Raw genomic sequence first — 13,287 nt, forward strand, 5'->3', positions numbered from 1 at the left:
GACCCACAAACTTCTTTAATAGAATGGTTGCGCATCAAGCCCATCATAATGATGAGCCATACAGCTTGTTCAGCGGGTAAACGCCGGCGCCGAATACTTGCTTTTTGTGTTTTAAACAATGCCTCTTCGATCCATTTTGTATCGATAGCAGTTAAAACATTGTTGTATGAATCTTTATTTTCAAATGACTCATAAACTAATTCCATTTCTTGATTAAACAAAAAAAATCCCCAACCTTTAATAAGATTGAGGATTATGATCTATCTGTAAGATCGTTCAAGTTTTCTTAACAGATCCTTAAACGATCGGCATTATACTGGGGTGAACGGGGTTTAGTTATCGCTTCAAATTGGAAGCATTAATCTCTAACTTCAAAGTTAATATCTAGATCTATTTTATACTTCGCATTTAAATATACTCACGAAATTCTTTAATTTTCTAGGTTGCTAAGGGCGCAAACCGGCTTAGAGCTTTGCTCTATTTTGTTGTTTAGACAATTTAATTTACACTCTATTTATCCCATAACGAGCGTAAATATCTTTTCACCCTTTAGCTCCGGTATGCCCTATGAACCTAAAGACTTCAAGCCTGCATCATTTAGCGATTGCACTTACCATGGCAAGTGTGTTCCATCGTAGACAAAGAAAGATCCTGAATGTTTGCTTTGCAGGTTTTCAATCACATTCATCATGCCTTTAATACTTTGCGCTGGCGTTATTTTACCATCGGCTCCGCCCATTGCTGTCTTTACCCAACCAGGGTGGATAACTGCCGCTTTTACGCCATCATCTGAGAGTTCGCAAGCAAGCGATTTGATGATTTGATTAAGCGCAGCTTTGGATGCGCGGTAACTATAGCGACCACCAGAATTATTATCATCAATACTAGCGAGAATAGACGTAAGGCCAATAATAGTTTTCGCTTTACTCGCTAGAATGTTTGCTAATAGCGCTTGAGTGATTAGCATCGGGGAAACGGTATTGACGGTTAATACTTCTAGCCAGCCTTTTTGATCCATATCTCCTAAGGCCTCACACTGAAATCCACCCACGCCAGCGTTATGAATAAGTACATCTATGGGTTGATTTTTAAATACTGTTGTTAACTCAGAGATCTGATCCTCATCCATCACATTTAGTTCATGAAGTTGAATATTGGAATGAAGTATCGCTAACTGAGATAGCTCTGTTGCCTGCGTAAAGTTACGAGCACAGGCAATGACATGGTGACCTTGCTGCGCATATTGCTTTACGAATTCAAGACCTAATCCACGATTTGCACCGGTAATAAAAATAGTTGCCATTATTATCTCTCTATTAAAGCATGAAAAAAACGCGAAAAAAGAAGCGATATTTTTATAAATATCGCTTCTAATGATAATGCGGTTAGACTCTATTAAGCATTAAGCATTAAGCATTAAGCATTAAGCATTAAGCATTAAGCATTAAGCATTAAGCATTAAGCAGTTCGTGTCACTGATGCCTTGTGTTGTGCTTTCTTGTCTAATGAACCACTAAAGCGTGTTAATACCAGAGCGAATAACACCACAATCGCACCAATCCAAGGAGTATTCATCAGTCCCGCTTCTTCGACGATTAAACCGCCTCCCCAAGCACCTAGAGCAATACCCACGTTAAATGCGGCAATGTTAAGGCCAGATGCAACATCAACAGCGTTAGGTGTATGTTTTTCCGCCAGTTTTACAACGTAAACTTGCAGACCAGGGACATTACCGAAGGCAAATGCGCCCCAAACTAAAATAGTGGCTACCGCTGCAATAGGGTTAACCGCAGTGAAGTTAAACACCAGTAGCACCGCAGCGAGACCTGTAAAAATAACACTTAGCGCTTTAATTGGACCCAATTTATCCGCCATTTTTCCACCCCAGATATTACCAATAGCAACCGACACGCCATAAACCAACATGATCAGACCGATAGCGCTGGAATCAAAACCAGAAACCTGTTCCAGAATAGGTGCTAAGTAAGTAAATGCTATGAAGGATCCACCGTAACCAATTGCTGTAATGGCGTATACCAATAATAAACGAGGTTCCGAGAGTACTTTCAATTGCGCTGAAATCTTAGTTGCTGCTGCCTGCTTTAAGTTATTTGGTACTAATAGCGCGCTGCCAATAAGTGCAATTAACCCGAGTAGTGCTACGACTAAAAATGTTGACTGCCAGCCGAATGTTTGGCCAATATAGGTTCCCAGCGGAACGCCCGTCACCAATGCGACTGTTAAACCCGTAAACATGATCGCAATCGCACTCGCGGCTTTTTCTTTTGAAACTAAACCTGTTGCAATAGTCGTGCCTATTGAAAAGAATACACCATGCGCCAACCCCGTTAGGATACGAGCAGTAATCAAGGTTTCATATCCAGGGGCTTGCCATGCCAATAAGTTTCCTGCGACAAACAGTGCCATCACTGAAAGCAATACATGCTTACGGTTCCAGCTGCCAGTCAGCGCAGTTAAAACAGGTGCACCGATAGCAACACCCATTGCATAAAGGCTGACCAACAGTCCAGCTGAAGGTAATGAAACATTTAAATCTTGTGCCATGGTAGGGATTAACCCCACAATGACAAATTCGGTTGTACCGATCGCAAAGGCGCTGAGCGTCAATGCAAATAATGCTAAAGGCATATTTTTTCCCTCTTTTTCTATTTTGATATTGGAACACAATTTGTGTTTTCGTTTGATGGGCGCATTATTATTGATTTTTAAGTAGTTAAAAATCGTGTTATTAACAAATTACTTTTGTTAATATTGCAAATATAGTTATTGATAATGAAAGGTGAATAGCATGCTGACGCGTTCTGATGATTTAGCAATTTTACTCACAGTGATCGACAGTGGCGGTTTTTCTGCTGCTGCTGACAGCTTAGATATTCAGGTCGCTAGAGTGTCTCGCGCGGTGAGCAAAGTCGAAAAACAATTGGGTGTTACTATTTTAAACCGCACCACAAGGCGGATAGAACTGACCGATGAAGGACGGCAATTTGTTGACTCAGTACGTGTCGGGTTATTACAGATTCAGCAGGCAGAAGAAGAACTTGTCTCTCGCGGAGAGCTGCCCGCGGGCAGGTTACGGATCGACGCGGCAAGCCCTTTTGTATTCCATCAGCTGGTGCCACTGATTCACTCTTTTAAACAAGCTTTTCCAGATATTGAATTAGAGATCACTTCCAATGAAGGTTTTGTAGATCTATTGGAAAAAAGAACCGATCTGGCGATCCGTATCGGTAAATTAAACGATTCTACGTTACATGCGCGGCCGTTAGGGAAAAGTTTATTATATATAGTGGCATCACCAGAGTATCTGGCTAAAAGAGGCGTGCCTAAACAAGTCAGTGATTTATCGAGTCATGAACTGCTTGGTTTTGCCGGCGCAAAAGTATTAAACCGCTGGCCATTATCCGGAAGTGATTATATTGAGCCAACATTGACAGCTAGTAATGGTGAAACCGTGCGGCAACTGGCACTTGCTGGCAATGGCATTGCTTGCTTATCAGGTTTTATGGTCAATAAAGATATCGCGGCCGGCAGGTTGGTGCCGTTATTAGAGCAAGGAAAACTGCTTAATACCGATCGCGAACAAATTAATGCTGTCTTTTACAAATCTTCTTCTGTGGCCAGGCGTATATCGGCATTTATTGACTTTATTCAGCCAAGGCTGTCTTTGTAATCTGCCATATAAAAGCATTTTATTTTTGCAAATATTACAAAATTTATTTGTCATTGATGCGCTGTTATTTACTCAGAGCGCACCTACAATTAGGCTTTTAAGGTCATCTAATATGACCGTTAATTCACCTATGGTAGGCATATATCACTATGAAAAACAAACATATATCGGCTTGGTCCTATAACACTTCTCTCCATTCAGTTGAGCAATCAAGTGTCAGTCACTGTGAGATTAATGCAAACGAGATTTTGCTAGAAAATGAAATCGCAGGCATCAATCCAGTTGATTGGAAATTCATTCATTCAAATCCCCTTAACTGGGAAGACGGGCACACGCCGGGAGTTGATGGGGTTGGTAGAGTTGTAAAAGTCGGCAAAAACGTGAGCGAGACTTTACTTGGCCAGAGAGTCGCCTTTCATCAATCATTAAAAAAACAGGGCAGTTTTGCTCGTTTTAGCGTTTTAAATGCAGGACGAGTGATGAAAGTACCAAAAAGCATGTCTTCTGCTTTGGCGGGGGCGTTACCTTGCCCTATGCTGACAGCCTGGCAAGCTTTCAGTAAAATACCTGTAAAAGCAGACCGAAATGTTCTGATCGTTGGGGTTGGTGCAGTCAGCAAAATTGTCATTCAGTTATTATCGGAAGCGGGATTTAATGTTGATGTTCTTTCTAAAAGTCTCTCAATTGAGATGTCGAAAGCACTGGGGGTCCTCCATCTATTGAGAGCACCTGAAGAAATAACCCTTAACTATCATGCCATATTTGATGCTGTCGGTCAGGATAGTGCGAGTCGCTTCGTTAAGCATTTAAAAGCAAATGGTCATATCGTTGCTATTCAAGATCGCATCGATAAGCCGCTTGATCCTCCTTTTACACGAAGCATCTCTTATCATGAGATTGCATTGGGGGCATTACATGATTACGGAGACAGTGAAGACTGGACTGAACTGATGAAAGCTGGTGAACAGCTGATGGAACTCATTAGCTCAAATCAAATGATAATCGATGAACCTGTCGTTTTCTCCTTTGATCAACTACCACAAGCACTGGAACACAGTGAAAAAACAAAACGCAAGACAGTGGTCAAAATTGATTAAGAACCGCTGCCTTTTTTATCATGGCTATGACTGACAATGCCGCCTCTTGCTAATGGCTGCATTGTCAATTGCTATTGCTGGAAATGAGGCAGTACATCACGGGCAATTTGTTTTAGTGAGTCTTCAATAGGTTGTGTATTTCTTCGAAAGTGCAAGCCGATATGGTTAACGCCTGCTTGTTTCATCCGTTGTAATTCGGCTACCAATCCCTTCACTCCCGTCTGTACGCCGAAATGATGGCGAATGATTGGCGCATCTGGATCATCGACTAAATCGAGATGAATAAAGCTTACGTAAGGTTTGCTGCCTGCGACAGAGCGCCAAAGATTAACGCGATGTTGGTGATCTTCAGCGGTGCCTGGATAAGCCAGCCAGCCATCCATATGTTCGCCAACCCAGTCAGGAGTCTGCTGCGCTAAACCTGCCACATATATTGGAATATTCTTGAATTCAGGGAGAAGATGTTGTCCTTCATTCAGTTTACTATCTTCTTTATCTTTTAGGATATCTAGGCTGTATCGAAATAATTTTGAACGGCTATCGAAATCGACATTAAACAGCGGATACTCAATCGGTCTGTCGCCACTGGCAACGCCTAAAATCAATCGGTTATTACTCAGCTCGTTAATAGTGGCGGCCGCCTTTTTGACAATCCAGGGCTGCCTCAAGGGAAGAACGATTGCCGCCGTGCCCAGCAAAATATTGTTTGTACAAGCTGACAAATACCCCAAATAAGAGAATGATTCATAAATTTGAGCGGCATCTCCAAAGTCAGGATCATATAGCGGCACGTCTCGCACCCATGCGACTTTGAAGCCTAACTTATCAGCAAGCATGATTCGTTCTTTATGTTTGCTCATATCCGGTACGCCAAAGGGTTTGTGTTGGCGTAAACGTTTTGCTTGGCCTTCTCTTGTCCAATCGTTGTCCAAGGGGAGTTCAACCCCAATGGTAAAGGTATTGCTTAAATCTTTGTGCATAGTGAATCCTAATGTTTCAGCAGTGGCTGTATTGTTAATACTGTGCTGCGGATGCTATGAGATTTAAAAAGCAGGAAAAAGCGTCAAAACGACAAAACTGTTTTGTACAAAATAGCTGAAGCAGTTAGAGAAAGTCTAAATTTTTGGTTAGCACCTCTTTTTTTATAAAATCAAGAAATGAGCTGATTCTTCTTGAGGTGCTAGCGTTTTTGTAATAAACCGCATGAATAGGTTGTTTAATGCCGTGCACATGATCGCGCATCACCTCAATAAGACGGCCTTGTTTTCTGTCGGAGTAAGTCATGAAATCAGATAAACAAGCGATTCCTGCTCCATGAAGTGCTAGAGAACGGATGGTTTCTCCATTGTCTGACCTGAGACTGCCCATTATCCGAAGTAGCTTATTTTTTGCATCCATAATAGGCCACTCCTTAAGGGAGTTGTGTTTACTAAAACCCAGCAATTTGTGGGTAAGTAATTGCTCAATTGAAGTAGGAGTGCCATTCTCAGCAAGGTACGTCGGACTAGCTATAATTCTTAACCTACTGCTACCGATAAAAGTAGCACGTAATGTCGAACTTTGCAGTTCGCCAATGCGAAATGCGATGTCAGTTTTTGTTTCCAAAAGATCAATATTGTCTTCACTTGAATTGAGAATAATTTCAACATCGGGATACTGTTTTTGATATTTAGCAATATGTGGAGTAAGCACGTGCAGTAAGAATGGTGTCGCAGCGTTAATTCTCAGTAAACCAGAGGGTTTGTACTTTTGACATTGTAATTGCTCTTCAGCGTTTTCTACTGCTTCGAGTATGTGCCTAACTTTGTCGAGGTAAATCACCCCCTCATTGGTCACATCAAGTTTTCGAGTGGTACGATTAATAAGGGTGGTTTCCAGTTTTGATTCCAGCCGTGAAATAGAGCGGCTCACTGCGGAGACTGTGAGCGATAACAATTTTGCTGCCGCACTTATTGAGCCGCTATCGATCACAGACATGAAGGTTTTCATCTCATCAAGTGTTGCTTTCATTGTTGATTATTACTCAAAATATAATTGATTTTTGTTAACTTTACGGAAAAAAGAACGGAGCGTAAAGTTGTCTCATCGTTTATATAATAAATAAAAATAGCTAGGAGATAATATGAAAGTACCCTCATTTGGTGTTGGCACATTCCGTTTAGAAGGTGAAGTAGTAAAAGACTCAGTCAGAAATGCATTAGAAGTCGGCTACAGAGTCATTGATACTGCACAAATATATGCTAACGAGGCTGAGATTGGAGAAGTGATCAGTCAAGCTGAGGTATCTCGAGATGAATTATTCATTACCACCAAGATCTGGGTTGAGAATATAAACGCGGAGCGGCTCATTCCAAGCTTAAAAGAGAGCTTGAAAAAGCTGAATACTGATTATGTTGATTTGGCCCTGATCCATTGGCCCGGCAGCGACACTAACCTCAAAGAATACATGTCCGCACTGCTGGAAGCCAAAACATTAGGGCTAGCCAAAGCGATAGGTGTGTCTAACTTTAATATCGATTTGCTACAACAAGCTATGGACGTTGTTGGCAAAGAAAATATTGCGACTAACCAGATCGAATTAAGCCCATATCTTCAGAACCGTAAACTTGTTGCATTTATGCAGGCTAACGACATTCAGGTGACTTCGTATATGACCCTAGCTTACGGTAAGGTGCTCAAAGATTCAGTCATTTCAGAAATTGCGAATGACTATAATGCCACGCCCGCACAAGTTACCCTAGCATGGGCGTTATCTAAAGGTTATGCAGTGATCCCTTCTTCGACCAAGCGAGATAATCTGGCGAGCAATCTAAAAGCATTGCAATTAGTGCTAAGCGATGCAGATATCGCTAAAATTGATCAGATGGAAAGAAACGGCAGAGAAGTGGATCCTGATGGGCTTGCGCCTAAGTGGGATGATTAATACCAAATGTATCAAATAAGTGTTCAGCTTTGCTGGTTAAAATCAACCCTATCTGTGTGATGAGTTTTGAAAGGATAACAATTACTTCCTGCAACTCATACCTTGTTAGTGTTAATTTTTCCTACGCAATGCAAGAGAGCATCGCTTATGCATTTGGTACAATTGTACTGAGCATATAAAAACTACTTTTAGGTAATATTTATTGAGTTGAATACTAAAAGTATCGGCGTTAAACGGGCATAGCACTGCTCGTTTTGCCGTTGTAGATCTCGGTTACTTTTTTGGCGGGCAAGTAAGCAGCTAAACTGCTTCTGGCATGAACTTTATACTATTTCAAGTGAAGGGAAGATTATCAGATCTTACCTTTACACCTTACCCCAAGTCATTTGTGTAATTACATTTTTATGCGCATTAAAGTGTTTTTTATGTCTTTGAAGGCTGTCTATTTAACTGTGTTTTTAATCCTTTAGTTTGTTAATTATGTGGCTAGCTATTATTGCAAGAAGCGCTTTTGCTCCTTGCACCTTCCTTATTAATGATTGTGTTGGTCATCTTTTGATAGCTTTAAACAGTTATTAAATGGCATTTTTAAGTAATGATTTTCTGTTATAATTCTTCTTTTGAAATGCCAGTTGAAGGTTAGTCGCAATCACATTTTTAATGTGGACGGGTTAGTACTCTGATTTGGCTTATTGATCGTCTTTCATTTTAATCTTGGTGTTTTATGCAAAATTTCCCTACAAACCGTTTCTCTATTGCTCCGATGCTTGATTGGACTGACTTTTAAGTCGCATAAGGCTTTGTGTATGTTGAGGCGAACTATAGGCGTACCACTGTTTTGTATATTTAAGTTTTAAGCCAAAAGGCGTACCGAGGCGATCTAGTCATAATTATCGCTTCAATCAACTGTATTACCTCTCAATTTCAAGTTTACGTACAAACGTCGAAGCTAACATTCGGAGCTTTTATGCGATGTTACTTACTCACTTTATTACCACTGAATTTACTATAAAAAATAGTCATAAGCTTAATCTGGGTATTATAATACTCAATAAGTAGTTTTTTTGAGTATAATAAAGCTCAATAAAAATGGTAAATGTAATTAAATACAAAAAATAATTTCATTAAATCAATAGATTACACGTAAGTTCGGAATGTCGGCTATATCTTCAACAAGATTGTAATGGTCTAATAATACCGGACTCTTACCATATAACTAAAAGTTGGACACAATGCTAAAGGTTTATGACAAGTTAGGTTTTATGGTTGAATGTTAATCTTTAATATTGAGTTATTATTATTTTTATTGTGGTCTATAAGATACAAAATCAAAGCTATATTGATATACTCGGAAATAATGTTCGGTATATTCAAATAGTCTACCATCACTTAGTTCGCCAACTGAATCCACTCGAATAACGGGGTGACCCGCTTCAATATTTAAGTTGTTAGCAATCTCTTTTGTAACTAGTTCTGGTTTTGCGCTTTGTCTGCTAAGTTTTATTTTTAACCCTTTTATTTTTTCTACATATTCATACTTAGAGTCACGAATAGCTTGAATACTGAGATCTGGAAATATACTAACAGGCATAAATGTATGCTCTAATATTTCAGGCTCACCATCAATAAGTCTTAATCTAATAATTGAATAAACTTCATCCCCCTCGTTTAAACCTAATTTATTGGCGATAAATATATCACTTTCAATTAGCTCGAACGTTAATAATTTTGAGCTTGGTTGTTTTCCCTGTGCTGACACCTCTTCGTAGAAGCCGTTTAGTTGAAAAGCATTATGTTGCGCTTTAGCTGATTTGACATAAGTTCCACTGCCACGAACGCGATAAAGTAAATCTTTATCTACTAGTATTTTCATGGACTTACGAATGGTTACTCGGCTTACGCCAAATTTTTTTTGAAGCTCACTTTCAGTAGGTAACATTGCTCCTGGTAAAAGGGTGCCATCATCGATTTGTGTAATTAATTCATCTGAAATCTGTAAATATCTTGGCCTGTTCACTTTAGCTCCTTATCAGGTCTGCTCTTTAACAAAAGAGTGATGAATAATACATTACTAATACTTAATGGCCAGTATTAAGTGATTAAGATCACTTTAAACAAGTAAATGTATCTTTAAGGTATTGTTTGGGTAATACTTTAAAGATACATTTAAGGCATCTTAAGTAATAAAGGACAGAAAAATGAAACAACAAAACCTAACTGTGATTGGCGGTGGAAGCACATATACACTGGGCATGATGAGCAGTTTAATTGCGGAAAAGGATGCTTTTCCATTAAAACGCGTCGTTTTTTATGATATTGATGCAGACCGTCAGGCTTTAAATGCACAAGCAACAGCGATTTTATTTAAAGAACAGTATCCTGAAATTGAAGAATTTATTTATACAACAAATAAAGAGGTGGCTTTTTCTAATTCTGATTTCTTCTTTGTACAGATCCGTACTGGTGGCTTATTGATGCGAGAAAAAGATGAGCAAATTCCACTCGCTTATAATTGTGTTGGTCAAGAAACATGTGGAGCCGGCGGTATGGCTTATGGGCTTCGCTCCATTGGTGACATGATAACGTTAGTAAATGAGATCCGATCTTATAGCAAAAACGCATGGATTTTAAACTACACAAACCCAGCTGCAATAGTTGCCGAAGCATTGAATCGTGAATTTCCTGATGATAAACGGATTTTAAATATCTGTGATATGCCAGCCGCCATTATGGTGAGTTATGCGCAGCTTCTTGGATGTGAAATTTGGGATTTAGTACCTGAGTATTTTGGTTTAAACCACTATGGCTGGTTTACTAGTATTCGCAATAAGAATGGAGATGATCTTACTGATAAAATCAAAAATATTATTATGAATAAAGGTATTACAGCAGTTGATCCTGAAATTGCAGATGATCCTTCATGGCAAGCAACTTTCCAAAATATGAAAGTTATGCTTCAAGATAATCCTGAATTTCTACCTAATACTTATCTGCAATATTATCTATATCCAGAGAAAATGGTGGCAAAAGAAGATATAAGCAATACTCGATCACGCCAGGTTATGAATGGTCGTGAAAAGCGTGTCTTTGAACTTTGTCAGCGAATCATTAGTGCAGGAAGTACTAAAAATGAACAGATGCATGCTGATATTCATGGTCGTTATATGGTGCGCGTTGCAGCTTCTTTAGCTTACAATACTGGAGATACTTACCTCGTTATCGTTCCTAATAACGGTATCATTTCTAATCTTCAAGATGATGCAATGGTCGAAGTGCCAGCATCACTAACGAATAATGGTCCTCATTGTTTTGCCGTCGGTAAAATACCAACATTTCAAAAAGCGATGATTGAGACGCAACTTGGTTATGAAAAACTAGTGGTTGATGCTTGGTTTGAAGGATCTAAACAAAAGCTTGTTAATGCATTAACGCTAAACCGTACTGTTATTAATGTGCCTAAAGCAAAAAAAATAGTGGATGACATATTAAAAGAAAACCAAATGTATTTACCGCAGTTTTCTTAATACTCCTAACTTTTGCTAAAAATAGCGAGCTTGAATAATCAGGTTCGCCTTTAAATTAAGGTCTATATGAAAGATATTATTCAACGCTTTGGGGCAGCTATGTTTGTGCCTGTCTTACTTTTTCCAGCAGCTGGTATGTTACTTGGTTTGACAGTCATGTTACTAAATCAGGATTTATTTCCCTGGGCAATACCAGGAAGTACTTGGCACAGTGTTTCGACTATTTTGTTACAGGCATCGTTAGCTGTTTTTAAAAATATGTCTTTGATTTTTGCAGTAGCGCTTCCTATCGCGCTTGCGAAATCGGCATCGGGTCGGGCTGTACTTGCAACCTTAGTTTCTTATATTACTTTTAACTATGTTATTGGTGGTATATTACAATTTTGGGGGGCTGATCTAGGCATAAACTATGTCTCTGGAGAGCTTGGACTCACTGACATTGGAGGGATTTTAACATTAGATACTAACCTGTTGGGTGCAATTGTTATCGCAAGTATTTCAGTGTGGATCCATAATAAATATTTTGGCTATAAATTACCTAACTGGGCGTCAGTATTTGGTGGTACGCCATTAGTGGTTATTATTAGTTTTCCAATAATGATTGCTCTTGCTATTGTTACTTGTTTTGTTTGGCCAAGTATTCAACATGGCATTAATAACTTACAATTTTTTCTTGTACAAGCTGGCGCATTAGGTGTGTGGTTATTTACTTTTTTAGAAAGAATACTAATCCCAACGGGGCTTCATCATTTTGTTTACGGTCCAGTTTTTTATGGTCCTGTTGCTGTAGATGGCGGTACAGTTGCTTATTGGATTCAACATATTCAAGAATTTGCAGCTAATCCGGAATCTTTAATTAGCCAATTCCCACAAGGTGGTCTGATGCTTACAGGGATGGGGAAAGTTTTTGGGTGTACCGGTATTGCTCTTGCTCTTTACTCTACAGCGAAAAAAGAAAACAAAAAAATGGTAATGGGGCTACTGGTGGGAGCAACTGTAACTGCAATTCTTACTGGTATTACAGAGCCTATTGAATTTACTTTTCTATTTATTGCTCCACTATTATTTGCGCTGCATGCTGTACTCTCAGCAACAATGGCAACAATTGCTTACTCACTGGGCGTATCTGGTAATTTTCAGACGGGTATTATAGATTTTATTTTCCAAAATTGGTTACCTTTAGGTAGCAACCATATGGGGACATATGTTATCCAGATTATTATTGGGTTATCGTTTACGGCTATCTATTTTGTTACTTTCCGTTATTTGATTATTAGATACAACATTATGACACCAGGGCGCGATAACAGTGAAACTAAGCTTTATACCAAAGCCGATTATAAAGCGGCTAAAAACCATAATGAAGTTGGTATAAATGATAATAGCCAGGCTCATGCTTTTATTGCAGGTTTAGGAAATAATGAAAATATTGCATTATTAACTAACTGTGCCACTCGTTTAAGAATTAAAGTTAAAAATCCTGATTTAGTTAAGTCGACAAGCTTCTTTCAGGAAAATGGCGCAGTTAATGTGGTAAGGAATGGCGATAGTTTTCAAATTATTGTTGGCTTAACGGTTCCACAAGTGCGCGATGAAATGAGTCAACTAATGGGAGGTTGATATCTTACCTGCAATCTATCGCTGGTATAATTGTTTGTAAATAAAAGTCTTGGTTTAGTAATAGCCCAAGGCTTTTTTGTAAAACTTATATTTATGCATTTCTAAACACTGGACAAGTTTTAACCAAGAAAAATATGCGGAATTAGTTAACGTTTCTCGTAAGAAAATTTCTGATATAGAAAACAACAGAAGTAATCCAAGTGTTGATGTTTTGAATAAAGTTTTTAAGCCTTTTGGTTTAAATGTCGGTTTAATCCCAATATCACCGACTGTATTGCAAAATGCTCTGGATGGTGGTGATGATTCACCCAAGTAACCTAAGAATAAAGTATCCTGTTTCATTTATTTACTTGAGGACGTTTTAATTGGCTCTGTTCCATTACACTGTTGTCACCTATAAGCGGCGAGTAAAATTTGTTGAAAATCATACTT

Annotated in this window: 12 protein-coding genes; 5 read left to right on the top strand and 7 right to left on the bottom strand. The window is 38.9% G+C overall.

The genetic code is table 11. The features are described 5' to 3' along the window. From H592_RS0106485 to H592_RS0106495, 3 genes are all read right to left on the bottom strand, one after another. Nucleotides 1–221 (bottom strand): transposase domain-containing protein (locus tag H592_RS0106485; protein ID WP_211235629.1); only part of this gene is annotated, 221 nt, incomplete at its 3' end. A 389-nt stretch (nt 222–610) separates the two neighbouring features. Further along, nucleotides 611–1,303, bottom strand: coding sequence for an SDR family oxidoreductase (locus tag H592_RS0106490; RefSeq protein ID WP_028868054.1), 693 nt, complete (start codon nt 1,301–1,303; stop codon nt 611–613). Between the two features lie 155 nt (nt 1,304–1,458). Continuing rightward, on the bottom strand, nt 1,459–2,649 hold the full coding sequence (locus tag H592_RS0106495; protein ID WP_028868055.1) for an MFS transporter: 1,191 nt from the start codon (nt 2,647–2,649) through the stop codon (nt 1,459–1,461). Nucleotides 2,650–2,809: 160 nt separating this feature from the next. Between H592_RS0106495 and H592_RS0106500 the strand changes: the two genes are divergently transcribed. Further along, a complete protein-coding gene (locus H592_RS0106500; protein WP_028868056.1) occupies nt 2,810–3,691 on the top strand; it encodes a LysR family transcriptional regulator in 882 nt (293 codons plus the stop codon). A 149-nt stretch (nt 3,692–3,840) separates the two neighbouring features. Further along, the gene (locus H592_RS0106505; protein ID WP_028868057.1) at nt 3,841–4,788 is read left to right on the top strand and encodes an alcohol dehydrogenase catalytic domain-containing protein; all 948 of its coding nucleotides are present in this window, start codon (nt 3,841–3,843) and stop codon (nt 4,786–4,788) included. Nucleotides 4,789–4,859: 71 nt separating this feature from the next. Here H592_RS0106505 and H592_RS0106510 read toward each other — a convergent pair whose 3' ends face one another. Then, nucleotides 4,860–5,768 carry a TIGR03571 family LLM class oxidoreductase gene (locus tag H592_RS0106510; protein ID WP_028868058.1) on the bottom strand — a complete coding sequence of 303 codons (909 nt, stop codon included), beginning with the start codon at nt 5,766–5,768 and terminating at the stop codon, nt 4,860–4,862. A gap of 124 nt (nt 5,769–5,892) precedes the next feature. Next, on the bottom strand, nt 5,893–6,798 hold the full coding sequence (locus H592_RS0106515) for a LysR family transcriptional regulator (protein ID WP_028868059.1): 906 nt from the start codon (nt 6,796–6,798) through the stop codon (nt 5,893–5,895). A gap of 112 nt (nt 6,799–6,910) precedes the next feature. Between H592_RS0106515 and dkgB the strand changes: the two genes are divergently transcribed. Beyond that, nucleotides 6,911–7,711, top strand: coding sequence for a 2,5-didehydrogluconate reductase DkgB (gene dkgB / locus H592_RS0106520; RefSeq protein ID WP_028868060.1), 801 nt, complete (start codon nt 6,911–6,913; stop codon nt 7,709–7,711). A 1,303-nt stretch (nt 7,712–9,014) separates the two neighbouring features. Here the strand turns inward: dkgB and H592_RS0106525 are convergent. After that, nucleotides 9,015–9,728 (bottom strand): GntR family transcriptional regulator, encoded by a 714-nt coding sequence (locus tag H592_RS0106525; protein WP_028868061.1) that lies wholly within the window; start codon nt 9,726–9,728, stop codon nt 9,015–9,017. A 181-nt stretch (nt 9,729–9,909) separates the two neighbouring features. On the opposite strand from H592_RS0106525, the gene H592_RS0106530 reads away from it, so the two are divergent. Beyond that, nucleotides 9,910–11,235: a 6-phospho-alpha-glucosidase gene (locus H592_RS0106530; protein ID WP_028868062.1), complete on the top strand. Its 1,326-nt coding sequence runs from the start codon at nt 9,910–9,912 to the stop codon at nt 11,233–11,235. 66 nt (nt 11,236–11,301) lie between these two features. Then, nucleotides 11,302–12,855, top strand: a complete 1,554-nt coding sequence (locus H592_RS0106535) for an alpha-glucoside-specific PTS transporter subunit IIBC (protein ID WP_028868063.1) — start codon at nt 11,302–11,304, stop codon at nt 12,853–12,855. 54 nt (nt 12,856–12,909) lie between these two features. On the opposite strand, the gene H592_RS24870 is transcribed toward H592_RS0106535, so the two are convergent. Beyond that, nucleotides 12,910–13,197: a hypothetical protein gene (locus H592_RS24870; RefSeq protein WP_028868064.1), complete on the bottom strand. Its 288-nt coding sequence runs from the start codon at nt 13,195–13,197 to the stop codon at nt 12,910–12,912. Between the last annotated feature and the right edge of the window lie 90 nt (nt 13,198–13,287).

The organism is Psychromonas arctica DSM 14288, assembly GCF_000482725.1.
Lineage (GTDB): Bacteria > Pseudomonadota > Gammaproteobacteria > Enterobacterales > Psychromonadaceae > Psychromonas > Psychromonas arctica.

Coding starts and splice junctions, on each gene's coding strand:
- H592_RS0106490 (WP_028868054.1), bottom strand. CDS start 1,303: ATGGCAACTATTTTTATTACCGGTGCAAATCGTGGATTAGGTCTTGAA.
- H592_RS0106495 (WP_028868055.1), bottom strand. CDS start 2,649: ATGCCTTTAGCATTATTTGCATTGACGCTCAGCGCCTTTGCGATCGGT.
- H592_RS0106500 (WP_028868056.1), top strand. CDS start 2,810: ATGCTGACGCGTTCTGATGATTTAGCAATTTTACTCACAGTGATCGAC.
- H592_RS0106505 (WP_028868057.1), top strand. CDS start 3,841: ATGAAAAACAAACATATATCGGCTTGGTCCTATAACACTTCTCTCCAT.
- H592_RS0106510 (WP_028868058.1), bottom strand. CDS start 5,768: ATGCACAAAGATTTAAGCAATACCTTTACCATTGGGGTTGAACTCCCC.
- H592_RS0106515 (WP_028868059.1), bottom strand. CDS start 6,798: ATGAAAGCAACACTTGATGAGATGAAAACCTTCATGTCTGTGATCGAT.
- dkgB (WP_028868060.1), top strand. CDS start 6,911: ATGAAAGTACCCTCATTTGGTGTTGGCACATTCCGTTTAGAAGGTGAA.
- H592_RS0106530 (WP_028868062.1), top strand. CDS start 9,910: ATGAAACAACAAAACCTAACTGTGATTGGCGGTGGAAGCACATATACA.
- H592_RS0106535 (WP_028868063.1), top strand. CDS start 11,302: ATGAAAGATATTATTCAACGCTTTGGGGCAGCTATGTTTGTGCCTGTC.
- H592_RS24870 (WP_028868064.1), bottom strand. CDS start 13,197: ATGAAACAGGATACTTTATTCTTAGGTTACTTGGGTGAATCATCACCA.